General features: G+C 69.3%; 24 protein-coding genes, 2 pseudogenes and 1 riboswitch. Of the genes and pseudogenes, 15 read left to right on the forward strand and 11 right to left on the reverse strand.

From position 1 onward, the window contains the following. Positions 1-187: 187 nt before the first annotated feature. The 10 genes from ACWGKJ_RS11740 to ACWGKJ_RS11785 all read left to right on the forward strand — a co-directional run bounded on the left by ACWGKJ_RS11740 (position 188) and on the right by ACWGKJ_RS11785 (position 10,757). On the forward strand, positions 188-796 hold the full coding sequence (locus ACWGKJ_RS11740) for a CDP-alcohol phosphatidyltransferase family protein (protein WP_385033555.1): 609 nt from the start codon (positions 188-190) through the stop codon (positions 794-796). 113 nt (positions 797-909) lie between these two features. Continuing rightward, on the forward strand, positions 910-3,405 hold the full coding sequence (locus ACWGKJ_RS11745; protein ID WP_385033558.1) for a sugar phosphate nucleotidyltransferase: 2,496 nt from the start codon (positions 910-912) through the stop codon (positions 3,403-3,405). Positions 3,406-3,501: 96 nt separating this feature from the next. Continuing rightward, on the forward strand, positions 3,502-4,425 hold the full coding sequence (locus ACWGKJ_RS11750) for a DUF881 domain-containing protein (RefSeq protein WP_385033561.1): 924 nt from the start codon (positions 3,502-3,504) through the stop codon (positions 4,423-4,425). Beyond that, positions 4,422-4,754 carry a small basic family protein gene (locus ACWGKJ_RS11755; protein WP_164266945.1) on the forward strand — a complete coding sequence of 111 codons (333 nt, stop codon included), beginning with the start codon at positions 4,422-4,424 and terminating at the stop codon, positions 4,752-4,754. Before ACWGKJ_RS11750 ends, ACWGKJ_RS11755 begins: the two co-directional genes overlap by 4 nt. A gap of 20 nt (positions 4,755-4,774) precedes the next feature. Continuing rightward, positions 4,775-5,710, forward strand: coding sequence for a DUF881 domain-containing protein (locus tag ACWGKJ_RS11760; protein ID WP_385033566.1), 936 nt, complete (start codon positions 4,775-4,777; stop codon positions 5,708-5,710). Positions 5,711-5,858: 148 nt separating this feature from the next. Beyond that, positions 5,859-6,725, forward strand: a complete 867-nt coding sequence (locus ACWGKJ_RS11765) for an FHA domain-containing protein (RefSeq protein WP_385033579.1) — start codon at positions 5,859-5,861, stop codon at positions 6,723-6,725. A 17-nt stretch (positions 6,726-6,742) separates the two neighbouring features. Beyond that, entirely contained in the window at positions 6,743-7,483 is a 741-nt protein-coding gene (ftsR, locus tag ACWGKJ_RS11770) for a transcriptional regulator FtsR (protein ID WP_453315718.1), read from the forward strand. A gap of 53 nt (positions 7,484-7,536) precedes the next feature. Next, the gene (locus tag ACWGKJ_RS11775; RefSeq protein WP_164266948.1) at positions 7,537-8,010 is read left to right on the forward strand and encodes a bifunctional nuclease family protein; all 474 of its coding nucleotides are present in this window, start codon (positions 7,537-7,539) and stop codon (positions 8,008-8,010) included. A gap of 226 nt (positions 8,011-8,236) precedes the next feature. After that, the gene (locus ACWGKJ_RS11780; RefSeq protein WP_385033573.1) at positions 8,237-8,770 is read left to right on the forward strand and encodes a MerR family transcriptional regulator; all 534 of its coding nucleotides are present in this window, start codon (positions 8,237-8,239) and stop codon (positions 8,768-8,770) included. 70 nt (positions 8,771-8,840) lie between these two features. Beyond that, positions 8,841-10,757, forward strand: a complete 1,917-nt coding sequence (locus ACWGKJ_RS11785; protein ID WP_453315719.1) for a DNA polymerase IV — start codon at positions 8,841-8,843, stop codon at positions 10,755-10,757. Here ACWGKJ_RS11785 and ACWGKJ_RS11790 read toward each other — a convergent pair. After that, positions 10,673-11,050: a PRC-barrel domain-containing protein gene (locus tag ACWGKJ_RS11790; protein ID WP_385031543.1), complete on the reverse strand. Its 378-nt coding sequence runs from the start codon at positions 11,048-11,050 to the stop codon at positions 10,673-10,675. The two genes, ACWGKJ_RS11785 and ACWGKJ_RS11790, sit on opposite strands and share 85 nt — an antisense overlap. Before the next feature lie 140 nt (positions 11,051-11,190). Then, positions 11,191-11,289, forward strand: a riboswitch (glycine riboswitch). Between the two features lie 187 nt (positions 11,290-11,476). Between ACWGKJ_RS11790 and gcvP the strand changes: the two genes are divergently transcribed. Continuing rightward, a complete protein-coding gene (gene gcvP / locus ACWGKJ_RS11795; RefSeq protein ID WP_385031540.1) occupies positions 11,477-14,362 on the forward strand; it encodes an aminomethyl-transferring glycine dehydrogenase in 2,886 nt (961 codons plus the stop codon). Between the two features lie 161 nt (positions 14,363-14,523). Here gcvP and ACWGKJ_RS11800 read toward each other — a convergent pair whose 3' ends face one another. Both ACWGKJ_RS11800 and ACWGKJ_RS11805 read right to left on the reverse strand, forming a co-directional pair. After that, positions 14,524-14,727, reverse strand: a complete 204-nt coding sequence (locus tag ACWGKJ_RS11800) for a DUF5999 family protein (protein WP_385031537.1) — start codon at positions 14,725-14,727, stop codon at positions 14,524-14,526. Positions 14,728-15,029: 302 nt separating this feature from the next. Continuing rightward, positions 15,030-15,620: a hypothetical protein gene (locus ACWGKJ_RS11805; RefSeq protein ID WP_385031534.1), complete on the reverse strand. Its 591-nt coding sequence runs from the start codon at positions 15,618-15,620 to the stop codon at positions 15,030-15,032. 544 nt (positions 15,621-16,164) lie between these two features. On the opposite strand from ACWGKJ_RS11805, the gene ACWGKJ_RS11810 reads away from it, so the two are divergent. Both ACWGKJ_RS11810 and ACWGKJ_RS11815 read left to right on the forward strand, forming a co-directional pair. After that, a complete protein-coding gene (locus tag ACWGKJ_RS11810; RefSeq protein WP_385031531.1) occupies positions 16,165-17,688 on the forward strand; it encodes a glutamate--cysteine ligase in 1,524 nt (507 codons plus the stop codon). Positions 17,689-17,954: 266 nt separating this feature from the next. Next, the gene (locus tag ACWGKJ_RS11815) at positions 17,955-18,734 is read left to right on the forward strand and encodes a CPBP family intramembrane glutamic endopeptidase (protein ID WP_385031528.1); all 780 of its coding nucleotides are present in this window, start codon (positions 17,955-17,957) and stop codon (positions 18,732-18,734) included. A 135-nt stretch (positions 18,735-18,869) separates the two neighbouring features. On the opposite strand, the gene ACWGKJ_RS11820 is transcribed toward ACWGKJ_RS11815, so the two are convergent. The 7 genes and pseudogenes from ACWGKJ_RS11820 to ACWGKJ_RS11850 all read right to left on the reverse strand — a co-directional run bounded on the left by ACWGKJ_RS11820 (position 18,870) and on the right by ACWGKJ_RS11850 (position 24,403). Next, entirely contained in the window at positions 18,870-19,676 is an 807-nt protein-coding gene (locus ACWGKJ_RS11820) for a PhzF family phenazine biosynthesis protein (RefSeq protein ID WP_385031525.1), read from the reverse strand. Between the two features lie 276 nt (positions 19,677-19,952). Next, a pseudogene (locus ACWGKJ_RS11825) lies at positions 19,953-20,267 on the reverse strand (DinB family protein); the annotation flags it as partial. A gap of 91 nt (positions 20,268-20,358) precedes the next feature. Then, positions 20,359-21,210: a class I SAM-dependent methyltransferase gene (locus ACWGKJ_RS11830; RefSeq protein ID WP_385031522.1), complete on the reverse strand. Its 852-nt coding sequence runs from the start codon at positions 21,208-21,210 to the stop codon at positions 20,359-20,361. 9 nt (positions 21,211-21,219) lie between these two features. Then, positions 21,220-21,456, reverse strand: a complete 237-nt coding sequence (locus tag ACWGKJ_RS11835; RefSeq protein ID WP_385031519.1) for a hypothetical protein — start codon at positions 21,454-21,456, stop codon at positions 21,220-21,222. Then, positions 21,453-22,154 (reverse strand): annotated as a pseudogene (locus ACWGKJ_RS11840) (TniB family NTP-binding protein); the annotation flags it as partial. The pseudogene ACWGKJ_RS11840 and the gene ACWGKJ_RS11835, both read right to left, overlap by 4 nt. 716 nt (positions 22,155-22,870) lie before the next feature. Next, the gene (locus tag ACWGKJ_RS11845) at positions 22,871-23,671 is read right to left on the reverse strand and encodes a phosphotransferase (protein ID WP_385031516.1); all 801 of its coding nucleotides are present in this window, start codon (positions 23,669-23,671) and stop codon (positions 22,871-22,873) included. A gap of 57 nt (positions 23,672-23,728) precedes the next feature. Continuing rightward, entirely contained in the window at positions 23,729-24,403 is a 675-nt protein-coding gene (locus ACWGKJ_RS11850; protein WP_385031513.1) for a formylglycine-generating enzyme family protein, read from the reverse strand. A 252-nt stretch (positions 24,404-24,655) separates the two neighbouring features. Here ACWGKJ_RS11850 and ACWGKJ_RS11855 point away from each other — a divergent pair, with 252 nt between their 5' ends. Next, a complete protein-coding gene (locus ACWGKJ_RS11855; RefSeq protein ID WP_385031510.1) occupies positions 24,656-25,252 on the forward strand; it encodes a PadR family transcriptional regulator in 597 nt (198 codons plus the stop codon). Positions 25,253-25,327: 75 nt separating this feature from the next. Here the strand turns inward: ACWGKJ_RS11855 and ACWGKJ_RS11860 are convergent, their stop codons facing one another. Then, on the reverse strand, positions 25,328-25,756 hold the full coding sequence (locus tag ACWGKJ_RS11860) for a type II toxin-antitoxin system Rv0910 family toxin (RefSeq protein WP_385031507.1): 429 nt from the start codon (positions 25,754-25,756) through the stop codon (positions 25,328-25,330). A gap of 238 nt (positions 25,757-25,994) precedes the next feature. On the opposite strand from ACWGKJ_RS11860, the gene ACWGKJ_RS11865 reads away from it, so the two are divergent. Then, positions 25,995-26,549: a Clp protease N-terminal domain-containing protein gene (locus tag ACWGKJ_RS11865; protein ID WP_385031504.1), complete on the forward strand. Its 555-nt coding sequence runs from the start codon at positions 25,995-25,997 to the stop codon at positions 26,547-26,549. The last annotated feature ends 3 nt before the right edge of the window (positions 26,550-26,552 follow it).

Here is a 26,552-nt window from a genome sequence, read left to right on the forward strand (position 1 = left end):
CTGTGGGAGAGTAGGACGCCGCCGAACAATTTTTGGCCTCAGCCCCGGACCGTTATGGTCCGGGGCTGAGGCATTTCTGCGTCCACATGCAGTTCCAGCCGGCCGCTGACCCCTGTGACTTGACCCGCTCCGGCTGAGGGTAGGGTCAGTGGGCATCGTTCGTACGTTCCTCACAGGAGGCCCCCGGGTGGAGGTCCAGGAGACCCGCGTTCAGACGGACCGGGTACTCACCATCCCCAACATTCTCAGCATGGCCCGCCTGGTCGGGGTGCCCGTTTTCCTGTGGCTGATTCTCCGGCCCGAGTTCGGCGGGCCCAAGAGCGATGGCTGGGCATTGCTGGTGCTCGCGCTGAGCGGGGTGAGTGATTATCTCGATGGCAAGCTGGCCCGCCGCTGGAACCAGATCAGCAACCTGGGACGGCTGCTCGACCCTGCCGCAGACCGTCTCTTCATTCTCTCCACCCTGGTCGGTCTGACCTGGCGGGAGATCCTGCCGATTTGGTTGACCGCGGCACTATTGGCCCGTGAGCTGATGCTTCTGGTCATGGTGGGAATCCTGCGCAGGCACGGCTATCCGCCGCCCCAGGTGAACTTTCTGGGGAAGGCAGCTACCTTCAACTTGATGTACGCGTTCCCGTTGCTCCTGCTCAGCGACGGTAGCGGCTGGCTGGGCACCCTGGCGTCGATTCTCGGATGGGCGTTCGCAGGGTGGGGTACAACGCTCTACTGGTGGGCAGGAATCCTGTACGTGGTACAAGTCCGTCGGCTCGTGAAGGCGGATGTAGCAGCCGATTGAACTCGTCGATGCGCGCCGTGCAGCGTGGCCGGATTGCGTATGACGCCCGAGTGTCCTCACCGGACGGGTGAAGTCGGCTGGACTGTCGACATCTCAAGGAGGGCGCTTCCGACATGAAGGCCGTCGTGATGGCTGGTGGCGAAGGCACACGTCTTCGCCCTATGACCTCAAGTATGCCCAAGCCGCTCCTGCCGGTGGTCAACCGGCCGATCATGGAACATGTGCTGCGACTGTTGAAGCGGCACGGGCTCAGTGAAACGGTCGTCACCGTGCAGTTCCTCGCATCGCTCGTCAAGAATTACTTCGGCGATGGTGAAGAGCTCGGTATGGAGCTCACATACGCGAACGAGGAGAAGCCGCTCGGCACTGCGGGAAGCGTCAAGAATGCGGAAGAGGCACTGAAGGACGACACCTTTCTGGTGATCTCCGGGGATGCGCTCACCGACTTCGACCTGACCGATCTCATTAATTTTCACAAGGAGAAGGGCGCACTCGTCACGGTGTGCCTCACGCGGGTACCGAATCCGCTGGAGTTCGGCATCACCATCGTGGACGAGGAAGGAAAGGTCGAGCGCTTCCTTGAGAAGCCGACCTGGGGCCAGGTCTTCTCGGACACCGTGAACACGGGCATCTATGTGATGGAACCCGAGGTCTTCGACTACGTCGAGGCAGACGTTTCAGTCGACTGGTCCGGTGATGTCTTCCCCCAGCTCATGAAGGACGGGAAGCGAGTCTACGGCTATATCGCCGAGGGCTACTGGGAGGACGTGGGCACACACGAGAGCTATGTGAAGGCCCAGGCCGACGTTCTCGAAGGGAAAGTCGATGTGGACATCGACGGCTTCGAGATCTCTCCCGGCGTATGGGTGTCCGAAGGCGCCGAAGTACATCCTGACGCCGTGCTCCGAGGACCCACCTACATCGGCGACTACGCCAAGGTGGAAGAGGGCGTGGAGATCCGGGAGCACACCGTCGTCGGTTCCAACGTGGTCGTCAAGACCGGTGCTTTCCTGCACAAGGCCGTCATCCACGACAACGTGTACATCGGTCAGCAGTCCAACCTGCGCGGCTGTGTGATCGGGAAGAACACCGACATCATGCGGGCCGCCCGCATCGAGGACGGCGCCGTCATCGGTGATGAGTGCCTCGTCGGTGAGGAATCCATCATCCAGGGCAATGTGCGGGTCTATCCCTTCAAGACCATCGAAGCCGGCGCGTTCGTCAACACCTCGGTGATCTGGGAGTCCCGTGGCCAGGCACATCTCTTCGGTGCGCGCGGCGTCTCCGGGATCCTGAATGTCGAGATCACCCCGGAGCTCGCGGTACGGCTGGCGGGTGCGTACGCCACCACGCTCAAGAAGGGCTCAACCGTCACCACCGCGCGTGACCACTCGCGTGGTGCGCGTGCCCTCAAGCGGGCTGTGATCTCCGCTCTCCAGGCCAGCGCCATCGACGTACGGGACCTGGAGAACGCGCCGCTGCCGGTGGCCAGGCAGCAGACCGCGCGCGGCAGCGCCGGCGGCATCATGATCCGGACCTCGCCCGGTGTGCCCGACTCGGTGGACATCATGTTCTTCGACGAGCGCGGCGCGGACCTCTCGCAGGGGAGGCAGCGCAAGCTGGACCGGGTGTACGCGCGCCAGGAGTACCGCCGTGCCTTCCCCGGCGAGATCGGGGACCTGCACTTCCCGGCGAGCGTCTTCGACTCGTACACCGGCGCCCTGCTCCGCAACGTGGACACCACGGGCATCGAGGAAGCCGGGCTCAAGGTCGTGGTCGACGCGTCCAACGGCAGCGCCGGGCTCGTCCTGCCCAGCCTCCTCGGGCGGCTCGGTGTGGACTCGCTGGTCATCAACCCGGGCCTCGACGAGTCGCGGCCGACCGAGACCGCGGACAGCCGCCGTGCCGGTCTCGTCAGGCTCGGTGAGATCGTGGCCTCGGCGCGGGCCTCCTTCGGTGTGCGGTTCGACCCGGTGGGCGAGCGGCTCTCGCTCGTGGACGAGCGCGGACGCATCATCGAGGACGACCGGGCCCTGCTGGTGATGCTGGACCTGATCGCCGCGGAGCGGCGCAGCGGGCGCGTCGCGCTGCCGGTGACGACCACGAGGATCGCCGAGCAGGTCGCCGCCTACCACGGCACCCAGGTGGAGTGGACGACCACATCGCCCGACGATCTGACCCGGGTCGGCCGCGAGGACTCCACCATCTTCGGCGGCGACGGGCGCGGTGGCTTCATCATCCCCGAGTCCAGCAGTGTCTTCGACGGCACCGCGGCGTTCGTCCGTCTCATCGCCCTGGTCTCCCGTACCCAGTTGACGCTCAGTCAGATCGACGCCCGTATTCCGCGCGCCCATGTGCTCCGCCGCGACCTGGCGACCCCCTGGGCCGTGAAGGGCCTGGTCATGCGCCGGGTGGTGGAGGCGGCTGCCGACCGTTCCGTGGACACCACGGACGGGGTGCGGGTCGTCGAACCCGACGGCCGCTGGGTGATGGTGCTGCCGGCTCCGGCCGAGGCGGTCACTCATCTGTGGGCCGAAGGGCCGGACGACGCGTCCGCGCAGGCGCTGCTCGACGAGTGGTCGTCGATCGTGGACGGTGCCGGTCAGTGAGGCCGTGACGGTGTGCCGGACGGCGTGAGCCCGAGCCGTCCGGCACATCCCGGGGCCATTGGGAGGCCGCGGCGGCGGCGTGCGACGATGTGCGGCATGCCGAAGCAGCCACCCGTTCGGAGCGCAGCCTCCCCGCCACCGCGCCCCGATGCGTCGATGTCGCTGCTGAACAACGTGATGGACCACAGCCTCGACGACGGGTACGCCGAGGCGACTGCCCGGCGGCGGGCCGAGGGCAGGGCGGGCCTGCCGCGCTCCCTGCGGGCCAAGGTCGGTCTCGCCGCGGGTCTGGTGCTCGCCGCCGTCGTGGTCACCGTGGGCGCGGCGCAGGCCAGGGTGACGGCGCCGGTCGTCGCCAAGGAGCGCCAGGAGCTCATCGACCGTATCGACTCGGAGACTTCGTCCGCCGACGCCCAGCAGAAGAAGGTGGACGGGCTGCGCGACGCCGTGGGCGAGCAGCAGCGCAAGGCACTCCAGCAGCACGGGGGCGACCAGGGCGGGCTGGTGGCGCTGCTCTCCGGCGCGACAGCGGTGCACGGTCCCGGCGTGAAGCTGGTCATCGACGACGCCAAGGACAGCGCCAAGAGCGACGGCGGGGGGCCACGGGAGAGTCCCGGGTTCTCCGATACGGGGCGGGTACGGGACCGCGACATGCAGCAGTTCGTCAATGCGCTGTGGCAGTCCGGCGCCGAGGCGATCGCCATCAACGGCCAGCGGCTGACGGCTCTGTCGGCGATCCGGGCCGCGGGTGACGCCATACTGGTCGACAACAGGCCGCTGGTGCCGCCGTACACGGTACTGGCGGTGGGGGACGGGAAGCACTTGCTCAGCACATTCGACGACAGCGTCGGCGGACAGTACCTGAAGGTCCTCAAGGACAGCTACTCGATCCGCACCAGCAGTTCCGACCAGGCCGACGTGCGCCTTCCTGCGGCCGCGAGTCTGATCGTACGTACAGCAAAGCCGAAGGCCGCCGGCACCGACCAGAGCGCGGCCGACTCAGGGAAGGGCACATCGTGATCGCCGTACTGGGCCTCGTCGTGGGAGTCGTGGTCGGACTGTTGGTCCGGCCCGAAGTGCCGGCGATGGTCGAGCCCTACCTGCCCATTGCCGTCGTCGCCGCCCTCGACGCGGTCTTCGGCGGTCTGCGGGCGATGCTCGACGGAATCTTCGTGGACAAGGTCTTCGTCGTGTCCTTCCTGTCCAATGTCGTGGTGGCCGCGCTGATCGTCTTCCTCGGCGACAAGCTGGGTGTCGGAGCGCAGTTGTCCACCGGTGTCGTCGTCGTGTTCGGCATCCGCATCTTCTCGAACGCCGCGGCCATTCGCAGGCATGTGTTCCGGGCGTGAGGCCGATGGGTGACGAACCGATGAGCAACGACGGGAACCCGCCCGGCCCGCGGGGCCCGGAAGACGGGCAGAGCCCGGAGGGCCCGCAGGACCAGGGCACAGCTGTCCCGCAGGACCCACCGCCCGACGCCGCCCGCAGGCCCGCACGCTTCCCCGGGGCGCTGCCCGACGAGAAGCCCGCCCAGGCGGCCCCGCCCTCGGACGGCCCGGGGGCGACGCCTGCGGCGCCGCAGAGGCAGGCGGGACGGCAGCGGCTGATCGCCGCTCTCTGGCCGCCGCGGGTGACCAGGGCCCAACTCGTCGTCGCCCTCCTGCTGTTCGTACTGGGGCTCGGGCTGGCCATCCAGGTCCGCTCCAACAGCGACAACAGCCCGTTGCGCGGCGCACGCCAGGAGGACCTCGTCCGGATCCTGGACGAGCTCGACAACCGCACCCAGCGCCTGGAGGACGAGAAGCAGCGTCTGCAGAGCCAGCGAACCGAGTTGGAGAGCAGCTCGGACCAGGCCGAGGAGGCGCGTAAGCAGACGAACGAGAAGGCGCGTCAGCTGGGCATCCTGGCGGGCACGGTGGCAGCCCAGGGCCCGGGTATCACCCTGCTCGTCAACGACCCGCACAAGACGGTCCAGGCGGACATGCTGCTCGACACGGTCCAGGAGCTGCGGGCGGCGGGCGCCGAGGCGATCCAGGTCAACGGGGTCCGCGTGGTGGGGGACACCTACTTCTCCGACACGGATGGTGGGATCCAGGTGGACAAGACGAAGATCAGCGCGCCGTACACCTTCAAGGTCATCGGGAAACCGGCCGACTTGGAGCCTGCGCTGAATATTCCGGGCGGAGTGGTGCAGACTCTTGAGAAGGAGCAGGCCACAGCCGTTGTGACGCCTGAAGAGAAGATCGTTGTGGACGCCTTGCGACCGGCGAAGCGGCCTGACTACGCTCGGTCCTCCACGCCGTGAGGCGGGGGCGCGCGAGGGTAGCGGGACAAGGGCACGGGGTTGCGGGGGGTCGGCGCACCGATAGCGGGGTGCGTGGTGGAAACTGTCTGGGGGATACGGACGTTGTAAGGATGTCCGGTTCGGCAGGTGTGTTCATTGAGAGTTCGTCCTGCCCCACGGGCGGGTCTGTTTCGGTCAAGGGGAATCGCCCGTGAAGTTGTTTGGGAAGTTGTTCGGCAAGAGCGCACGTGAGGACAGTGCGCGGCACCGCGCCCCACGTCATGTGGAGGGCGAGGACCAGAGCGGCGACCGCCCGCTGTTCCGCGACGAGGTGGGGCGGTCCGGTCGCGACATTTCGGGTGATCAGGGTGCGTCGTCTGTTGACCCTGCGGGCGAGGGCCGCATAGGTTTTGGTGAAGCATCAACCTCAAGTACGGGTCGAGGGTTGTCCTCCGATCCGTACGCAACCAGCGCCCACGCAGGGCAGTCGCGGCAGGAGGATGCGTCCATGCCGGTGTGTACGAGGTGCGGCCACCGCAATGCCGAGGACAGTCGGTTCTGCTCCAATTGCGGAGCGCCGTTGCGTGCCGGGGTGCCCGAGCGGCCCTCGGAGACCACTTCGACGATCTCCATCTCCGGGCTTGAGGCGTACGAAGCGGAGGTGACGGGGCAGACCGCTTCGCCCTCGCTCTCTCCCGAGGCCCAGGCGGCCGTCGACGCCCTGCCGCCCGGCTCGGCGCTCCTCGTGGTCCGCCGCGGTCCGAACTCGGGCAGCCGCTTTCTGCTCGACGGTGATCTGACGACGGCCGGCCGTCATCCGCAGAGCGACATCTTCCTCGACGACGTGACGGTGTCGAGGCGGCATGTGGAGTTCCGCAGGGGCGCCGACGGCGGATTCACCGTCTCGGACGTCGGCAGCCTGAACGGCACGTACGTCAACCGGGAGCGCATCGACGCCGTCGTGCTCGCCAACGGCGACGAGGTGCAGATCGGCAAGTACCGGCTGGTCTTCTACGCGAGCCAGCGGGGCGTGTGACCCCTCAGGGAAGGTCCATGCTGCAATCATCGACGGGCGGTGCCGGTGACGGCACCGCCGCCGGGGACGACCGGCTGGTCAGTATCGGTACGGTTCTGAACGTGCTCAGGGAAGAGTTTCCCGAGGTCACGATCTCCAAGATCCGTTTTCTGGAGGCCGAGGGTCTGGTCGAGCCGCAGCGCACGTCGTCCGGGTACCGGAAGTTCGGTACCGCGGACGTCGAGCGGCTGGCTCAGGTCCTGCGGATGCAGCGCGACCACTATCTGCCGCTGAAGGTCATCAGGGACCACCTCGACGCGCTGGGCCGCGGGGAGCAGATCCAGCTCCCGGCGCCCGGCGCTGTCCGTGACCCTGCGAACGGGGCCGCGGACGGCGAGGGCGGGCCCACGGCGTCCAGGGTGGGCAGGGACGAGCTGCTCGCGGCCGCCGGTGTCGGTGCGGACGAGCTCGCGGAGTGGGAGTCGTACGGTCTGCTGGCGCCGCTTCCGGGGGGCGGATACGACGCGGAGGCCGTGAATGTGGCCGGGATCGTCGCGGATCTGGGCCGGTTCGGTCTGGAACCGCGGCATCTGCGTGCCATGAAAGCGGCCGCCGACCGTGAGTCGGGGCTCATCGAACAGGTCGTGGCCCCCCTTCGGCTGAACCGCAATCCGCAGACCAGAGCGGATGCCGAGACCACCACGAAGGACCTGGCAGCACTGACCGTGCGGCTGCACGCGGCCCTCGTACAGACCTCTCTCCGGGTCCGCTTGTACTGATCATGGCGGTGCCCGACTACCCAAACCTGCCGGGCACGTCCTAGGGTTGCTGTGTGAACGAGCTCGACGTTGTGGGTGTCCGGGTGGAAATGCCCTCCAACCAGCCGATCGTGCTCCTGCGTGAAGTGGGAGGCGACCGGTATCTCCCTATCTGGATCGGCCCTGGTGAAGCGACCGCGATCGCCTTCGCCCAGCAGGGCATGGCTCCGGCGAGGCCGCTGACCCATGACCTCTTCAAGGATGTCCTCGAAGCGGTCGGCCAGGAGCTCACGGAAGTCCGCATCACCGACCTGCGGGACGGGGTCTTCTTCGCGGAGCTGGTCTTCGCGAGCGGGGTCGAGGTGAGTGCGAGGCCGTCCGACGCCATAGCGCTCGCCCTGCGCACCGGGACGCCGATCTACGGCAGCGACGGGGTGCTCGACGACGCGGGGATCGCCATCCCCGACGAGCAGGAGGACGAGGTGGAGAAGTTCCGCGAGTTCCTCGACCAGATTTCTCCGGAGGATTTCGGGACCAACAGCCAGTGACGCTCCGCTCGGGTCGTCAGCGCATCCGGCAAGCCGTTCCCCGAAGAGAGGTACGCGAAACCACTCTCAGGGTGATTATCACTCGGCGTGCCGAGTGTGGCGATCGTTGACGCACCCCAGGTGACTGCCTACCTTCGAGTGGGCAGTTCAAGGACGGAGGGTCGGCGTGAGAAGCACCGGCGAAGATAGGGCAGGGGAACTCCCCGGACTGGGTCCGGGGGACGGGGTGCCGTATCCGCTTCACGGCCCAGCGGCCGAAACGACGACCGACACCGTCGGCTACCGGGGGCCGACCGCCTGCGCGGCGGCGGGTATCACCTACCGGCAGCTCGACTACTGGGCCCGTACGGGACTGGTGGAGCCGAGCGTGCGTCCCGCCCAGGGATCGGGCAGCCAGCGTCTCTACAGCTTCCGGGACGTGGTCGTCCTCAAGATCGTGAAGCGGTTCCTGGACACCGGTGTGGCGCTCCAGAACATCCGTACCGCGGTCCACCACCTCAAGGACCGCGGGGCCCGCGACCTCGACCGTATGACGCTGATGAGCGACGGGGCGACGGTGTACGAGTGCACATCGCCCGACGAGGTGGTCGGGCTCCTGCAGGGCGGCCAGGGGGTCTTCGGGATCGCCGTCGGGGTGGTGTGGCGGGACGTGGAGAGCGCCCTCTCGCAGCTGCACGGGGAGCGGATCGACACCGGCGAGACCCTGATCGGCCACAACCCGGCCGACGAGCTGGCCCGTCGCCGCAACCGCGCCGTCTGAAGAGGCTCCGCCGAAGGGGTTTCCGCGCCGCGGGGCCCGATTGTCAGTGCCGTGAGGCAGCATCGGTGGTGTGAGAGCCGCGCCCACCATTCTGCATCTGGACATGGATGCCTTCTTCGCCGCCGCGGAACAGGCGGCGAAGCCGAGCCTGCGCGGAAAGCCGGTGGTGGTCGGCGGGCTCGGGCCGCGCGGGGTCGTGTCGACGGCCTCCTACGAGGCGCGGCGGTTCGGGGTGCATTCGGCGATGCCGATGGCCCAGGCCCGGCGGCTCTGCCCGAACGCGGCTTATCTGGTGCCGCGTTTCTCGCTCTACCGGGAGGTGAGCGGCCAGGTCATGGAGCTGCTCGGGCGGCTTTCGCCGCTGGTCGAGCCGCTGAGCCTGGACGAGGCCTTCGTGGACCTGGAGGCGGGCGGGGTGGCCGACGGCCCGCGGTCGGCCCGCCGCGCCGGTGAGCGGCTGCGCAGGGACATCCTGGCGGTCACCGGGCTCAGCGGTTCGGTGGGGCTCGCGGGCTCCAAGATGCTGGCGAAGATCGGCTCGGAGCGGGCCAAGCCGGACGGCCTGGTCCTGATAGCACCGGGTACCGAGCGGGAACTGCTTGCCCCCCTCTCCGTACGGATTCTGCCGGGGGTCGGCCCCGCGACCGGTGAGCATCTGCGCAGGGCCGGGATGACCACCGTGTCCCATCTGGCCGAGGCCGGTGAGGACGAGCTCGTACGGCTGCTGGGCAGGGCGCACGGCGCCTCCCTGTACCGGATGGCGCTGGGCCACGACGAGCGGCCCGTGGTGTCCGAGCGGGATGCCAAGTCGGTCTCGGTCGAGGACACCTTCGACGTGGACCTGCACGACCGGGCGCGGGTGCGCGGAGAGGTGGTGCGGCTGGCCGGCCGGTGCGTCGATCGGCTGCGGGCTGCCGGGCGGTCCGGGCGGACGGTGGTGCTGAAGGTCCGGCGGTACGACTTCTCGACGCTGACCCGCTCCGAGACACTCAGGGGGCCCACCGACGACCCGGAGGTGGTGCGGGAGGCCGCGGGCCGGCTGCTGGAGTCCGTGGACACCACAGGCGGGGTGCGGCTGCTGGGAGTGGGCGTCACCGGCCTCGCGGACTTCACCCAGGAGGACCTCTTCGCGCAGGCGGCCACGGAGCGGGCGGCGGTGCGGGGGGCCGGGGCGTACGAGGCGGCGCCCGGCCCGTCCGCGGCCCCGGAGGCGGGACCGGAGGCGCCGGGCCCGCCTCCGGTCGAGGAACCACCGCCGCTGCCTGGCACCGGGCGCCGCTGGCTCGCCGGCCACGATGTGCGCCACGAGGTGTACGGCGTGGGGTGGGTGCAGGGCAGTGGCGTCGGCCGGGTGACGGTGCGGTTCGAGGATCCGTACGCGACCGCGCCCGGCCGGGTGCGGACCTTCGGGGTCGACGATCCCGCGCTCCAGCCGTCGGACCCGCTGCCGCTGGTCCGGACCGCGGTGGCCGCGCCGGGCGGGGCCGGTGCGGCCGTGCGGGCCGGGCAGGTCCGCCCGGCCGCCCCTGACACTCCGACCGCTCCGACTGGCCCGGAAGCCCAGGCCGGGCCGGATGCCCCGGGACCGGTCGGCGGCGGGGAGGCTGGAGGGGTGGCCCCGGGCACGTCAGGGCTCGGGGCGGGCGGGACAGGGCCAGCGTCCGGCGCCAGGTCGGAGGAAGACAGGGCAGAATCCGGGGCCGCGCTGGGCCGGCCGGGGTCTGGATCCGGGGATGACGGCGCGGGGACCGGGGCGGCCCCGGACGGGCCGGGGTTCAGGGCCGGGGAAGATGGCGCGGGGTCCGGGGCGGCGACGGGTCGGCCGGGGTCCTGGGCCGGGGAAGACGGCGCGAGGTCGGGAGCCGCGCCGGGTCGGTCGGGCGCCGCGTCCGGGGAAGCGGGTCAGGCGCGTTCCTCCTCGCCCGCGAGCCGGCCGAAGTCGCGGTCGGGCGGGGGCGGTGTGGGGGCCGAAATACCGAGCCCGTAGTGGTGGTAGAGCTGGAGTTCCTGTTCCGGTGAGAGGTGGCGGCCGACACCGAAGTCCGGCGCTTCCTTGATCAGGGTCCGGTCGAAGGGCACCCGCAGGGTCTCGCTGACCAGCTCGCTCGGTTTCAGCGGGACGAAGGCATCCCGGCTGAACAGCCCGGTGCGTACCGCGGCCCACTCGGGGACTCCGGTGGCGTCGTCGAGGTAGACCTCGTCGACCGTGCCTATCTTGAGGCCGTTGCGGTCGAATGCCTTGCGGCCGATCAGGCTGCGCGGATCTATGTCGGTCTGCACGGTTCCTCCAACTGATCGCGACGGAACACGCTGTCTCCCGCCCCCTGCGAAGGTCTTCCCCTCAGAGAAGTCCAGATCCGGGGTATCGGCCACTCGAACACCGTGCGAAGCGGCTCGCTGGTACGCTGGCCAGTGGCTGCTGACCCCGCGCGGGAGAGCCCTTCGGACACATCGTCCGGGGGCGCCGAAGGAGCAACTCCTCCCCGGAATCTCTCAGGCACACGTACCGCGCGGACGAGGTCACTCTGGAAAGCAGGGCGGGCGTCGGGCGGGCACGTCCGGATCCCTACCTCACCGACGGTGAAAGCGGGCACGTCGAAAGGCGGGCCGGTGAAACTCTCAGGTTGAGATGACAGAGGGGGAGGCCGTCCGGGTACCCGTGCCGTGGTACCCCTCGCAGGTCGTAACGACCAGGAGGCCTCCGCCATGACTTCCCCTCGCACTCCGCTCTCCCAGCTGGAGCGTGGCACCCCCTTCGAGCAGCGCCACATCGGGCCCGACGCGGGGGCCCAGGCCAAGATGCTCGCCCACGTCGGTTACGGATCGCTCGCCGAGCTCACATCGGCCGCCGTCCCCGAGGTCATCAGGACCACCGACGCGCTGAACCTCCCGGACGCCCGCACCGAGGCCGAGGTCCTCGGCGAACTGCGCGCGCTCGCCGACCGCAACCAGGTCCTCGCCCCGATGATCGGGCTCGGCTACTACGGCACGTTCACCCCGCCGGTCATCCTGCGCAACGTCATGGAGAACCCCGCCTGGTACACGGCGTACACGCCCTACCAGCCGGAGATCTCCCAGGGACGTCTGGAGGCGCTGCTGAACTTCCAGACCGTGGTGGCCGATCTGACCGGTCTGCCCACCTCGGGCGCCTCGCTCCTCGACGAGGGCACCGCGGCGGCCGAGGCGATGTCCCTCGCGCGCCGGGTCGGCAAGGTCAAGAACGGTGTCTTCCTGGTCGACGCCGACGCCCTTCCGCAGACCGTCGCGGTGATCCGCACGCGCGCCGAGCCGGCCGGTGTCGAGGTCGTCGTCGCCGACCTCGCGGACGGCATCCCGGCCGATGTGGCCGAGCGCGGTGTCTTCGGCGTCCTGCTCCAGTACCCCGGCGCCTCCGGCCGGGTCCGGGACATCGCCCCCCTCATCGAGCGCGCCCACGAGCTGGGCGCGGTCGTCACCGTCGCCGCCGATCTGCTGGCGCTGACGCTGCTCACCTCGCCCGGTGAGCTGGGCGCCGACATCGCGGTCGGCACGACGCAGCGGTTCGGCGTCCCGATGGGCTTCGGCGGGCCGCACGCCGGGTTCATGGCCGTACGCGAGAAGTTCGCGCGCAGCCTGCCGGGCCGGCTCGTCGGGGTCTCCGTCGACGCCGACGGCAACAAGGCGTACCGGCTGGCCCTGCAGACCCGTGAGCAGCACATCCGCCGCGAGAAGGCCACCAGCAACATCTGCACCGCACAGGTGCTCCTCGCCGTGATGGCCGGGATGTACGCCGTCTACCACGGCCCCGACGGCCTGCGGGACATCGCCCGGCGCACCCACCGGTACGCCGCCGTCCTCGCGGAGGGACTGCGCGCCGCAGGGGCCGACGTCGTGCACGGCGACTTCTTCGACACCCTCACCGTACGGACCGGGGGCCGGGCCGCCGAGGTCGTCGCCGCCGCCCGGGAGGGCGGGGTCAACCTCCACCAGGTCGACGCGGACCTGGTCTCCATCGCCTGCGACGAGACCACCACGCGTACCCAGCTGGCCGCCGTCTGGGCCGCCTTCGGCGCCGAGGGCGACATCGACGCGCTCGACGGGCGCACCGCCGACGCGCTGCCCTCGGGGCTGCTGCGCGAGGACGCCGTCCTCACCCACCCGGTCTTCCACCAGCACCGTTCCGAGACGGCGATGCTGCGCTACCTGCGCAAGCTGGCCGACCGTGACTACGCGCTGGACCGGGGGATGATCCCGCTCGGCTCCTGCACGATGAAGCTCAACGCCACCACCGAGATGGAGCCGGTCACCTGGCCCGAGTTCGGTGCGATGCATCCCTTCGCCCCGGTCGAGCAGGCCCAGGGCTACCTGACGCTCATTCAGGAGCTGGAGGAGCGGCTCGCCGAGGTCACCGGATACGACAAGGTCTCCCTCCAGCCCAACGCCGGGTCGCAGGGTGAGCTGGCCGGTCTGCTGGCCGTGCGCGCCTACCACCGGGCCAACGGCGACACCGCGCGCACCGTCTGCCTCATCCCGTCGTCGGCGCACGGCACCAACGCCGCAAGTGCGGTGATGGCCGGGATGAAGGTCGTGGTCGTGAAGACCCGCGAGGACGGTGACGTCGACGTCGACGACCTGAACGCCAAGATCGAGCAGTACCGCGACGAGCTGTCCGTGCTGATGGTCACCTATCCGTCGACCCACGGAGTCTTCGAGGAGCACATCACCGACATCTGCGCCGCGGTGCACGAAGCGGGCGGGCAGGTGTACGTCGACGGCGCCAACCTGAACGCGCTGGTCGGACTCGCCAAGCCCGGCAAGTTCGGCTCGGACGTCTCGCACCTCAATCTGCACAAGACCTTCTGCATCCCGCACGGCGGCGGCGGCCCCGGTGTCGGCCCCGTCGGTGTACGGGCCCACCTCGCGCCGTACCTCCCCAACCACCCGCTGCAGCCGACCGCCGGTCCCGAGACGGGCGTCGGACCGGTCTCGGCCGCGCCGTGGGGCTCGGCCGGGATCCTGCCGATCTCCTGGGCGTACGTACGTCTGATGGGTGGCGAGGGGCTCAAGCGGGCGACGCAGGTGGCCGTGCTGGCCGCGAACTACATCGCCAAGCGTCTCGAACCGCACTTCCCGGTGCTGTACACCGGCCCCAAGGGGCTGGTCGCGCACGAGTGCATCGTCGATCTTCGGCCGCTGTCCAAGGCGACCGGCGTGAGCGTGGACGACATCGCCAAGCGCCTCATCGACTACGGCTTCCACGCGCCGACCATGTCGTTCCCGGTGGCCGGAACGCTGATGATCGAGCCCACCGAGAGCGAGGACCTGGCCGAGCTCGACCGGTTCTGCGACACGATGATCGCGATCCGCGCCGAGATCGAGAAGATCGCGTCCGGGGAGTGGCCGGCCGGCGACAACCCGCTGTGCAACGCCCCGCACACCGCGGCGGCGCTGGGCGGCGAGTGGTCCCACGCGTACACCCGCGAGGAGGCCGTCTTCCCGGCCGGTGTCTCGCCCGCCGACAAGTACTGGCCGCCGGTGCGCCGTATCGACGGCGCCTTCGGCGACCGCAACCTCGTCTGCTCCTGCCCGCCGCTGGACGCGTACGACAACTGACGGCGTACGACAACTGACGGACGTACGGCTGCCGACGGGCAGCGGACATACGGCAGGGCCGGTTCGGGAAACACCCGGGCCGGCCCTTCGTCGCGTCACCGGCTCTGCTCTGTCGCCGGCTGTTGCGTTCTCGCTGTTCCGTTCTTCCTGCGGGGCAGGGATCAGGCAGCGGTCGCCAGTCCCGAACCCAGGGGGCGGTGCGGCGCGATGATCCGGCCGTCGGGCAGCAGTTCACCGGTGTCCTCGAAGACGAGTACGCCGTTGCACAGCAGACTCCATCCCTGCTCCGGGTGGTGCGCCACGAGGAGCGCGGCCTCCCGGTCGGCGGAGGCGGCTGACGGGCAGGTTGGCTGGTGCTGGCACATGGATGCGTTCTTTCGCTGCGTTGTGGTGAGTGTCCTGCGGCTCGATGCGGGTTTCATGGCCGCCCCCCGTCTGTCAGTTCGGTGATCCCAGTGTTGCCCCACGGATGTCGTTCCGCAGGGATTTCACGGCAGCACGTGCTCCAGCATAAGGACGCATCACCCGTGCGGGCGGTTCAGCTCAACTTGACTGCCTCTTCGGGTGGTTCGGAGGTGGCCCGACCGGGCTAGTCCGGATGGGCACGGAGCGCGCCGCGCCCCACGACCCAGGGGGTCGCGGGGCGCGCGGGGGTGGTGCGGGGCCGTCAGGCCGGCGAGCCGAGCAGTGGGGGAGCCAGCCGCATCGTCATCACCGGCAGCAGTTCCGACACCCGGTGCGGGCGGTGTGCGGCGATGCCGGGCGGCGCCGGTGCGAGAGGCACCAGCAGATCGGTGGGGGCCGGCATCGTGCCGGAGACCGAGGCGTCGGCACCGGTGTCACCGTGCAGCCACAGCGTCAGCATGTAGAGCTCGGGCACGGACAGCAGCCTCGGCTGGAACGGGGTGTCCAGTGCTTCGGCCTGGCGCAGGGCGGTGCCGGTGGCGGTGGCGTACGGGCCCTCGAAGAAGTGCGAGAAGGTCCAGCCGTCGGCGGTGAGCTTGGTGTCCGCCGCGGCCACGGCGCGATCGCCGCTGCGGATCAGGAAACGCCAGCCGGTGAGCCGGGTGCGCGGGGTGCCGCCGCTCGGCATGATCTGGTCCAGGACATGGACGGGTAGGGGGAGTTCGGGGGTCAGCGGCCCCGCGGCCGATCGGAGAGCAGGGGTCCGGGCCTCGCGTACGGCAGTGGGGGAGCCGAGTGCCGCGAGGACGCTGCGCAGGGCCGGCGCGGGGGCCGGAGGGACATACAGCGGCATGATGAGGTCGCCTCTCACTTCGGAGACACGTTGATGCGTGGGCGGTGCGGACGGCACTGTCAGCAGGCAGGGGCGGAGGGGGGCCGTGGGGCATGGAGGGGTATCGCACTCTCCGGGGGCCGGGGCGCCAACTCTCCGCCTCGTTTGCGGAGTTTATACGACATGTGTTCACACAGGGTTTCAGCTAGCCGATGCCGATATTGCAAACAAGTCGGTATTCGGTCTTTCTTTTGCGGAGAATATCCTGATTTAACGTAGCTGTATCCCTGTGGCCTTGCGGTTCACCGTATGAACGGTCGGCCGAAAATGATCGGTCGTTTTCACCGCGTTCACAGATCTTCACAGGCTTCACATGCTGCACGGGGCGGGAAACTGCTCCAGGCTTCATGCCTGGTGAATGTGCCATACGTCAATTTCTGGTCACCCTACTCGCTCGCGACCCGGATTGAGGGAGTTACGGATCACGAGGTGTGGGCAGGGTGTGGGCATTGTCGACCGGACCCGGGCGGCCGCAGCGGCCGTACACGTATGGAGGGGTGCATCCATGGGCGAGAAGCTGGAGGCGGACGGGTTCGATCCGTCGGGGCGGCAGCGGTACCGGAGAAAGCTTCAGCAGTGTCTTGAGGTGCTGGAGCGACTGCTGGAGGAGAAGAGGTTCGACCGCCCCAGGAATCTCATGGGGATGGAGATCGAACTCAATCTCGCGGGCGCCGACGGCCTGCCCAGGATGATGAATGCGGAGGTCCTCGAACGGATAGCCAGCCGTGATTTCCAGATGGAACTCGGGATGTTCAATCTCGAAGTGAACATTGTTCCGCACCGGTTGGGAGGCCGTGTCTTCGACCAGCTGGCCGAGGAGCTCCGGACCGGTCTCGCATACGCCCACCGGAAAGCGGCCGAAGTCGACGCCGGGATCGTGATGACCGGAATCCTGCCGACGCTCGGTCCGGAGGATCTCGTCGGGGCGAACCTCTCGTCGGCCGACCGCTACACCCTGCTCAACGAGCAGATGCGCGCGGCCCGCGGGGAGGACTTCGACCTCGACATCACCGGCGTGGAACACCTGGCCTGCACCTCTTCCTCGATCGTGCCCGAAGCGGCCTGTACGTCGGTGCAGTTGCACCTCCAGGTCACCCCGGCGCGGTTCGCCGATGTGTGGAACGCGGCGCAGGCCGTCGCCGGCGCGCAGGTCGCGATCGGCGCCAACTCGCCCTTCCTGTTCGGCAAGGAGCTGTGGCGGGAGTCCCGGCCGCCGCTCTTCCTCCAGGCCACCGATGTGCGCCCGCCCGAACTCAGAGCGCAGGGGGTGCGGCCGCGCACCTGGTTCGGCGAGCGCTGGATCGGCTCGGCGTACGACCTCTTCGAGGAGAACCTCCGGTACTTTCCGCCGCTGCTGCCGCGCTGCGACGACGAGGACCCGCAGCGGGTCTTCGACGACGGCGGGGCGCCGGGGCTTCAGGAGCTCGTCCTGCACAACGGGACCGTCTACCGCTGGAACCGTCCGGTCTACGACGTGACCGACGGCGTACCGCATCTGCGGGTCGAGAACCGGGTGCTGCCCGCCGGGCCGACCGTCACGGATGTGCTGGCCAACGCGGCCTTCTACTACGGGCTGGTGCGGGCGCTCGCCGACGAGGCGCGCCCGGTGTGGAAGCGGCTGCCCTTCGAGGCCGCGGCACGCAACTTCGATGCGGGCTGCCGGTACGGGATCGAGGCCCGGCTTGAGTGGCCGGCCGCCGGGCGCTCCGGCGGCGTCGTCTCGGTGCCCGCGGTACGGCTCGTCAGGGAGGAGCTGCTGCCGCTGGCCGCCGCGGGTCTCGACGCGTGGGGGGTCGAGGCCGCGGACCGCGACCACTTTCTGGGCGTCATCGAGGAGCGGTGCAGGCGCCGGACGAACGGTGCCTCCTGGCAGGTGGACACCTTCCACCGGGCGCTGGAGACCGGGCTCGGGCGGCGCGAGGCGCTGGCGCTGACGACCCGGCGGTACGCCGAGCTGATGGCGGCCGGCGAGCCGGTGCACGCCTGGCCGGAGGGCATACCGGCGACGGTGGCGGGCCGCGGCCTGTGACGTGGTGGCCGGGCCTGGTTGCCGGTGTCCCGGGACCATCGGGCAAGCTGTGATGTCTGCGGTGGTGCTCCTCCTCTGAAGCGTGGACCGTGAGCCGTGCACAAGGAGCGTGCGGCGGGAGACGGGGGAGAGTGCCATCGAATCGGAGCCCTCCCCCGGCCTGTCGTGCATGATCTTCGTACCGCCATTCGAGACCCTGGTGGCACGGTGCGGGGACGAGGCGCGATGGCCGACTGGAGGCAGGTGTGCAGGCGGAGGGCGAGCGCGTGGCTGAGTTTGTTCCCACAGAGGGGGTGTCGCAGCGGTTTCTGCGGTCCGAGACGGTGCTGGTACTGGCACTCTCGCTCGGCGCGAGCGGCGTTTCGGCGCTGATCAGCTTTGTCGGGGCGCTCACGAAACCAGGAGGCCTCAAGCACCAGGCCGCCAATCTCAACAGCTCCTACGCGCCGGGCCGGCCGTGGCTGGACCTCGCCTGGCAGCTCTTCGGGATCGCGACGGCCCTGGTGCCGGTCGCGCTGGTGGTCCATCTGCTGCTGCGGGAAGGGTCGGGCCTGCGGGCTATCGGCTTCGACCGCACGCGGCTCCGGGGTGATCTCGGCCGCGGAGTGCTCATCGCGGCGGGCATCGGCAGTGTCGGGCTCGCCTTCTACCTGGGCGCGCGGGCCACCGGCTTCAATCTGACGGTGGTGCCGGAGTCGCTGCCCGACGTGTGGTGGAAGATCCCGGTGCTGATCCTCTCCGCGGTGCAGAACGCCGTACTGGAGGAAGTCATCGTCGTCGGCTATCTGCTGCGCCGACTGGGGCAGTTCGGGTGGGCCCCGCTCGCCGCCCTCGCCGCGAGCGCGGTGCTGCGCGGCTCGTACCACCTCTACCAGGGCATCGGCGGGTTCCTCGGAAACGTGGCGATGGGTGTGGTGTTCGTGCTGCTCTACCGGCGCTGGGGGCGGGTCGGGCCCCTGGTCGTCGCGCACTCGCTGCTCGACATCGGGGCGTTCGTCGGTTACGCACTGCTCGCCGGCAAGGTGGGGTGGCTGCCCACCGGGTGAGGGCGGGCCGCTGGGGCTGGGGTGTGACGGCTGCCGAGTGGGGGACGTACGAGTGTGTCCGTACGTCCCCTCCGGCGTTGCCGGGGCGTCGCTCTCCGCGCTGATCGCCGCTTCGGCCTCCCCCCCCGTGGGCCCTCAGACGTGCAGCTCGCCGTCGACGACGGTGACCGCGCTGCCGGTGAGCAGGGTCCGGTCGCCGCGCAGTGACGTACGTACGAGACCGGTGCGGGCCGACGCCTGGAGGCCCGTCAGCTCGTCGCGGCCCAGCCGGGCGGACCAGAACGGGGCCAGTGCGGTGTGGGCGCTGCCGGTCACCGGGTCCTCGTCGATGCCGACGCCGGGGAAGAAGCAGCGTGACACATAGTCGTAACCGGATGACGTGGTGTCCGCGACCGCGGTCGCGATGATGCCTCGACGCGAGTGGGTCTCCAGCGCGGAGAAGTCCGGTGCAAGGGAGCGGACCGTCCGCTCGTCGGCGACCTCGACGAGCAGGTCCCCGATGTGCGACGCGGTGTCCCACACCCCGGCGACCGGTGCGCCCAGCGCTTCGCGGAGGCCGGGCGGAACGGCTTCGGCGGTGAGCGGGGATGTGGGGAAGTCGAGGGTGATCGCGCCGTCCTCGCGGGCCGTCGCGGTGAGCGGCCCGCATCGTGCGGTGAAACGGAGGGGGCCCTTCGCGGCGCCGGTGCTGTGCAGGACGTGGGCGGTCGCCAGGGTGGCATGGCCGCACATGTCGACCTCGGTGACCGGGGTGAACCAGCGCAGCGCCCAGTCGGCCCCGCCACCGGGCAGCGGGTGGGCGAAGGCGGTCTCGGAGAGGTTCATCTCGGCGGCGACGTTCTGGAGCCAGTCGTCGTCCGGGAAGGAGTCGAGGAGCAGCACCCCGGCCGGGTTGCCGGCGAAGGGGCGGTCGGTGAAGGCGTCGACGATTCGAATGCGCATAGGACAGACGGTAGGTGCTCCACCACTGACCTGTTCGAGGACCTGCTAACAGAAGAGAAACCGCAAGCGCTACTCCGCCGGCCAGTGGCGCCGGGAACGCTGCCGGATCGGCAGGAAGATCATGCGGATGTGTATCGGGCAGTGGCGTCCTCCCGGCTCGTCGGCCTGCCGACGAGCCGCCTACCTCGATCGGCAACAGCGACGCATGGCGGCAGCAACCATGGAGCGTCACGGAGTCCACATGGTTTCCGGAGCTCGATCGCCGGTTACCGAGAGTCATGTCCGGTGCGGTGCGGCTCCGTCCTGCCGGCGGTAGAGGTCGCGCAGCAGGGAAATCTCGGCGCCGTGATGGATCAGCTCCCTGTTGACGTGCAGGACCCTGTTCTCCATGGGATACCGCTCAGGGCCCACCGTGGGCGGATTGTCCAGTTCGACGTCCGAGAGCTCGCGGACCCCCGCGTTCCATCTCCCGTACATCTCATCGAGCTGTTTCAGCGCCTCGTCAGCGGTCCCCGCGTAGGCGAATGTCCGGGAGTCGACGTCCTGGCTGCCGAAGTACCACCCGACCCGATGGCCCAGGCACGAGACGATCGATCAACACCTACTGAAACGGGTCATCAGCAGTGTCCTGTGACAGTGCACTTTGACCGATTGCCACTGAAGCTTGACCGCCTGGAGCGCTTTACCGGCGGACCGCCGAAATCAGTCCGCCGGGCCGTTCCTCGCGCTGTGGCGGGGTACTGATCGGGCGGCCGTAGGCGGCAGCGCGCTCGCGCAGGGTGTGGCTGTCGGCCTCCCAGCCGTGCCCGGCCAGCCAGCCCACCGGGTCGTCGGGCATCTCCGAGACCCACATGGACGCCGCCGATCCCGGCACGGCATCCGCGCCGAAGCGCTCGATCACGCCGCGCGAGCCCAACGTCAGCCCCATCCGACTGCCTGCCGCCGACTGCGCGCTGATCCGGGCCAGCAGCAGTTCTACCGCGTCTTCGGGGAGATAGATCAGCAGTCCCTCGGCGATCCACATGGTCGGCACCGCCGGGTGGTGCCCTGCGGCGGCCAGCGCGGCTGGCCAGTCCTCACGCAGATCCACCGCTACGGTGATCCGCTCGCAGCGTGCGAAGGCCCGTTCCTGGCGCAGCACCGAAGCCTTGAAGTCCAGTGGCGCGGCGGTGTCGACCTCGAACAGCCGGGTGCCCTCCGGCCAGTTGATCCGGAAAGCCCGGCTGTCCATGCCGGCGCCGAGCAGCACGACCTGCCGGACCCCAGCCGCGGAGGACTGCCGCAACAGGTCGTCGAGGAACTTCGTCCTGATGACGATGGAGAACGACACGGCCAGTCGGCGGCGGCGCGCGGCCTCGTCATCGGGCAGTGGCGGCGAGGAGGGCCATAGGCCGCCGGCGGTTGCGAAAGCTTGTGCCAGTGGGTCGCGGAACAGCGCGTTCTCCCGCTCGGTCTCCAGCGCTCGCACGCGGGCCACCCCCACCGCCGTGGCCCACACTCCCGACGGCTGCACCCGCTTCTGCTCATCAGTCACCGTGCCAGCCTAGGCGGAGGCCAACTGCGCCTTCCGCTGCCGGTATGCCTTCTGGCGGCCGGTCGCGGCGGCCAGCCGTGTCCAGTTGGGAAGACCGAGATGCTCGGGCGGTTCGCAGAGGTAGGTCCGTAGATAGCGGGGCGGAAGATGGCTGGCGTGGGCCAGGCGGACGACGAAGGACCGGATGCCCTCACCGGCCCGGGGCCGGACCTCGAAGGGCAGGACGCGGACGTTCTCGGGGGTCATCGGGAGGACCTGGGCCCGCGGAAATGAGGCGATTCGGCGGCGACGTCCAGTGGGACGGCCTTCAGCCCGGCTGTGGTGATCTTCTCGGTGCCGTTGAAGATCGCGTCGATCGCGGCTCCGCGGATCTGGTGGGAGAGGGCGCCGATCATGCCGCCGGTGCGGTCGTGCAGGTAGCGGTCCAGTCTCGCCAGGGTGCTGGGCCGGTGCCGCCGCAGGGCGAGAGTCTTCTCCATGGTGGCGACCAGACCCCGCCACTCACTGTTGTCAGGGAGGGGACGGGTGGGGATCAGCGTGAAACGGCCCGCGATCTGGGCTCCACGGGTTCCGGTCAGCAGGCTGCCGTGCCTGATGTCGATGCCCGCGTCGATGAATGTCGCGGGGATCCGCTCGGAGAAGTACTTGAGAGCGTCGGCGACTTCGGCGCCATGCCGGGTGGTGAGCGAGATGTTGTGGAGTTCGTTGACCAGGATCATGCCGGTGCGGGCGTCGGTGCAGACTCCGACGACGGACTCGATGAGGTCGGTGATGTTCATGCGGGCCATCACCGGCAGCCCGAGGAAACGGGCGAACTCGGCCGCGATCATGCGGGGTGTCGCGGCGGGCGGGACGGTGATGTAGATGACCGGTTTGCGGTCGCCGGCGGTGGGGTGCCGGGCCCGGTCCAGCAGTTCGTAGGACAGACCGAGCTGGGTGATCGAACCCCGCCGGATATGCGGAAAACTGATGAGGATGCAGATCGGACAGCGCCGCCCACTCTGCTCATCGGCCTGTCGGCGGACCGCTTACCTCGAACGACAGCAACGCCACCACCAGACCGCTGAGATGCCCTCGAACCCGGAGGGCGACTCACCGCAGGCCTGCCCGATCTGCGAAGGCCCGCTGACACCGAGCACCACGAAGAGCCGACGACGCACGTGCTCGCAACGCTGCCGCCAGTCCGCCTACCGCTGGAGAACAACACCACCGCGTCCCCCGGTTCGCACACCACCCCAACCCCGGGCCGCCGCACGGACATCCGCCCGGACCTGCGAATTCTGCGGGGAACCACTTCCTCCCGGCCCTGGACAGTCACGACGCCGCACATGCTCAGCCCGATGTCGGCAAAAAGCCCGCCGCTGGCGCACCCATCCATCCGAAGAACCCCGCACTCGACAGACAGTCCCAGCGTCCCCGAACCCCAACCCACCGCCCGGACCCGCAGCTTCACCCACCACGGTCTGGGCGAGGTCTGCCGCCCTCGCCCAGACCCGCAACGAGTCCCTGGAATCGTCACCCTGCACAGTCTGTTCGGGCCCCCTGCCCGAAGGACACAGCAGGTCACAGCGCCGGACATGCTCCCAGCGTTGCCGTCAGAAGGCATACCGCCAATGCAAGGCGATGTTCTTGTGAGTCTGTCCTCGAACGTCCAGTCCGGTCAGTTCAGCAGGGCAGCTGTGAACGTCTGACGGTGGTCCACCAGCCAGGTCTGCATGCGGTCCCAGCGTTCCCATCCCCCACGCTCGGCCAACGCCCTGAGATAGACGAGGTCTCCGTCGGCCACGCGGCGGGCGACGAATGCCCGGCAGACCTCCGTGGCCTGCTCGATGACGCCGGGCAATTCGGCGCGGTCCCCCGCCGAGAGGCCGTAGCCGTCGGCAAGAATCCGCAACCGTGCGGCCGCATCCAACCCGGGGGGATAGTGAGCGGCCGCGGACCCGGGATCGAGCATGGGCACCCAATAGCGGGCGGTCATGGCGAGGTCCCAGAGGGCACGGCCCGGGGCCGCCGAGTCGAAATCGATCAGGGCCGCGGCACGACCTTCGCAGAAGACGACGTTCTCCGGGCACACATCGTTGTGGCACAACATCGTTCCCCCCTCCGGGTCGGCCAGGTCCCGCGGCCACTCGGCACGGGTATCGACCGCGACGGCCGCGCTGGTCTCATGCAGACGCCGCAGCAGGCTCCCCACCGATTCGAGGGCAGAACTCGTCATCGCCCAGTCCGGGAACGGCGGCAGAGCCACGTCGCCAGGGATGAAAGTCAGCTGCTCACGGCCATCCGCGGTGAGACCGACCGGGGCCGGCGCCGCGTCGAAGCCGTGCTCCTTCAGCGCAAGGAGATAAGCATGCAGGGCGCGCGCGTTGCGCGGTGCCGGTCGCTCCACCAACTCCCCCCGGCGGAAGACCGCCCCCGCGTTCACCATGCCACCGGTCAGCGCCCCGTCTTCAGCCGTCATGAGGATCACGCTATCGCCAGACCGACTCAGCGCGGGCCGGGCTGCACACGACGTGGATCAGCTCACGACGGAGCGTGCGACGCGGAATCCCACGTCGTCGACCTGGAACGTCGGGTGGCTGCGGCGCCGCGCGGAGGCCCGGCAACTCCAGTGCTCGTCGAACCAACCACCGCCTCGGAGCACGCGGTAGGCGCCGTAGACCTCGGCGTCGTAGACGTCCCAGCACCAGTCCCAGACGTTGCCGAGCATGTCGTAAAGCCCCCACGAGTTGGGGCGTTTGCCGCCCACCTCGTGGATGCGCTCCTGCGAGTTGCCGCGGTACCAGCCGATCTCGTCGAGATCCCCGTAGCGGGGCCCGCTCGTCCCGGCACGGCAGGCGTGCTCCCACTCGGCTTCGGTCGGCAGTCGATACCCGTCGGCGGACACGTCCCATTCGATGTCTTCGGCCTCGGCACGGAAGTGGTACGCGGGCGTGAGGCCGGCGCACTGGGACAGGGCGTTGCAGAACCGCGCCGCGTCCCACCAGGAGACGCACTCGACGGGCAGTTGGTCCTCAGGAGTGGTACTCGGCCGCTGGCCTGTGATCTGTGCGTACAACGCCTGCGTGACCGGGAATGCCGCGAGCTGGTAGGGCTCAAGCTCGACCGACCAGCTGCGTTGCGTCCGCCGGTCCGACAGCGTCACCTGACCCGGCGGGATGGCGATCATCTCGTTCCCCATCCTCACGTCCATGATCAGGAGATCCTAACGAGACCTGCCAGTGCGAAACGACAGAACCACCAACGGTTGTCCTTGGCTGACACGAATCTGCAAGTCGTCATCCTTCACTGACACAGGTAGCCGTCGATCGTCCTTCAGTGGCAATCGATCAACGCTCACTGGCACAGGTCATCCACCATCACGGCGCAGGTGTTTGCCAAACGAACAGTACCGATATATCGTTGACGCATCGCGACAGATCAACGATGGAAGGAAGTGAGCGCGATGCGTTCCCATGGAGCTGGACACGGACATGGACACGGCGGCCCCGGCCGTCACGGCGGTGGTGACTTCGAGGAGCGCCGAGGTGCCTTCGGGCCGTTCGGGCCGCCCTTCGGCGGGCCGTTCGGTGGGCGCGGCGGGAGGGGCGGACCCCGGGGGAGGGCGCGCCGCGGTGATGTGCGTGCGTCGATTCTGGCGCTGCTCAAGGACCGCCCGATGCACGGCTACGAGATGATCCAGGAGATCGGCGAGCGCAGCGGCGGGGCCTGGCGTCCCAGCCCCGGCTCGGTCTATCCGACCCTTCAGCTGCTGGAGGACGAGGGTCTTATCGTCAGCGAGAGCGAGGGCGGCAAAAAGCTGTTCACGCTCACCGAGCCCGGACGTACGGCCGCCGACGAGGGGCCGGATGCGCCCTGGGAGGAGGCCGGGCGGGGCGGTGACTGGGAGACGGTGAACGAGATCCGGCAGGCCGGGTTCGGTCTGATGGAGGCGTTCGGCCAGGTCTGGCGGACCGGTACCCCGGAGCAGCGCAAGAAGGCCATGGCCGTGATCGGTGAATCCCGGAAGAAGCTCTATCTGATTCTGGCCGATGAGGACTGAAGACATCCCTGCGGCCGGAGTGGCGCCCCCACGGATACGCGTGGGGGCGCCGCGGTCGTACGGGGCCGGTCTGGCTCAGGTCACCAGGCCCGCGAGTCTGCGCACCGACTCCTGGAGTGCGGCGGTCGCCGAGTCCTTGAGTTTGCCGGCCATCAGGGACACGGCGGCTCCCGTGAACTCGCCGTCGATGCGGACCACCGTGGCGTCGCCGTCCGGGGTGAGTGAGTAGCGCATCGCGAGGCTGACGCCCATCGGTCCCTTCCCGCGGGTGACCAGCAGGGCTTCCGGTGTCAGCTCGTCGACGGTCCAGTTCACCTCCGCCGGGAAGCCCATCAGCTTCATGTTCTCCTCGTAGGTGGACCCCACGGCGAGCGTGGCCGGGCCGCCCTTGGGGAAGCTGGTGTGGGTCGCGTTCCACTCGCCGTACGCGCTGAAGTCGGTCAGCTGGGACCAGACCTTCTCGGCCGGTGCTTCGATCCGAGCCTCGGCGCTGACTTCGGCCATGCGACCACCCCTTCTTGTCGGGTTGTGATGTCGCGGAACGTAGCTCCTGGCTCCGGAACATTCAATACTGATGAACCGTCAGGTATGCGGGGTCCGGTACGGAGGGGGCGTGCGCCCCCTTGGTGGTGGGCGGGTGCGGGCCGTCGCCGTCTCATCCGTAAGGAGGAGGGTCCGGGTGGGTGTGCCCAACTTGCGTGGGACGGGTAAATGCTCCCCGGCGGGGATGTTCGGGGCGTAGATGGCTGATGAGCTGGGAGACGTGCATAGCCCTACCCGTCCGAACGACCAGCCCGCCCCGTCCCGAGCCGACATCGAAGCCGGGCTGACCGTGGAACTGGCGACGGTTGTGGCAGGCGCACGCCGGCGTGCGCTGCGTGACGGCGATCGCCAGATCGATACGGCCCATCTGCTGCACTCGGTGATCGAGACCGACCCCGAGGTGCGGGCCGCCTTCGACGACGGCCCGCAGGTGGCCAAGGTGCTCGGCTATCTCGTCCAGCGCAGCATCGGCTACGGGCTGCGCTGGCAGGGATCGGTGGAGGACTCGGGGGCCGTCCCCGTGGTGGCCGAGCCCGGGGTGACCGGCTGGTCGCCCGCGGCTGTCGCGGCCATGGAGGGCGCCCTGGAGAGGGCGGAGGGGCGCGGGAACCGGCGGGCGAGCGGGCTCGATCTGCTGGCCGCGCTCGCCCGCGACCGCGAGTGCCGCGCCGTGGAGGTGCTGGGCCGCGCCGGGGTGGACGCGGAACTCCTCGCGGAGCGCCTGGAGGGCGGTACCCGCCAGGCCCGTCGGTGATGA

The organism is Streptomyces sp. NPDC054757 (genome assembly GCF_053612185.1).

Bases quoted from the DNA above. Each gene is read 5' to 3' on its own strand.
- ACWGKJ_RS11865 (WP_385031504.1), top strand. From the start codon at position 25,995: ATGGCTGATGAGCTGGGAGACGTGCATAGCCCTACCCGTCCGAACGAC.
- ACWGKJ_RS11750 (WP_385033561.1), top strand. From the start codon at position 3,502: ATGCCGAAGCAGCCACCCGTTCGGAGCGCAGCCTCCCCGCCACCGCGC.
- ACWGKJ_RS11760 (WP_385033566.1), top strand. From the start codon at position 4,775: ATGAGCAACGACGGGAACCCGCCCGGCCCGCGGGGCCCGGAAGACGGG.
- ftsR (WP_453315718.1), top strand. From the start codon at position 6,743: ATGCTGCAATCATCGACGGGCGGTGCCGGTGACGGCACCGCCGCCGGG.
- ACWGKJ_RS11805 (WP_385031534.1), bottom strand. From the start codon at position 15,620: ATGCCGCTGTATGTCCCTCCGGCCCCCGCGCCGGCCCTGCGCAGCGTC.
- ACWGKJ_RS11855 (WP_385031510.1), top strand. From the start codon at position 24,656: ATGCGTTCCCATGGAGCTGGACACGGACATGGACACGGCGGCCCCGGC.
- ACWGKJ_RS11810 (WP_385031531.1), top strand. From the start codon at position 16,165: ATGGGCGAGAAGCTGGAGGCGGACGGGTTCGATCCGTCGGGGCGGCAG.
- ACWGKJ_RS11800 (WP_385031537.1), bottom strand. From the start codon at position 14,727: ATGTGCCAGCACCAGCCAACCTGCCCGTCAGCCGCCTCCGCCGACCGG.
- ACWGKJ_RS11860 (WP_385031507.1), bottom strand. From the start codon at position 25,756: ATGGCCGAAGTCAGCGCCGAGGCTCGGATCGAAGCACCGGCCGAGAAG.
- ACWGKJ_RS11745 (WP_385033558.1), top strand. From the start codon at position 910: ATGAAGGCCGTCGTGATGGCTGGTGGCGAAGGCACACGTCTTCGCCCT.
- ACWGKJ_RS11845 (WP_385031516.1), bottom strand. From the start codon at position 23,671: ATGACGGCTGAAGACGGGGCGCTGACCGGTGGCATGGTGAACGCGGGG.
- ACWGKJ_RS11820 (WP_385031525.1), bottom strand. From the start codon at position 19,676: ATGCGCATTCGAATCGTCGACGCCTTCACCGACCGCCCCTTCGCCGGC.
- ACWGKJ_RS11850 (WP_385031513.1), bottom strand. From the start codon at position 24,403: ATGGACGTGAGGATGGGGAACGAGATGATCGCCATCCCGCCGGGTCAG.
- ACWGKJ_RS11835 (WP_385031519.1), bottom strand. From the start codon at position 21,456: ATGACCCCCGAGAACGTCCGCGTCCTGCCCTTCGAGGTCCGGCCCCGG.
- gcvP (WP_385031540.1), top strand. From the start codon at position 11,477: ATGACTTCCCCTCGCACTCCGCTCTCCCAGCTGGAGCGTGGCACCCCC.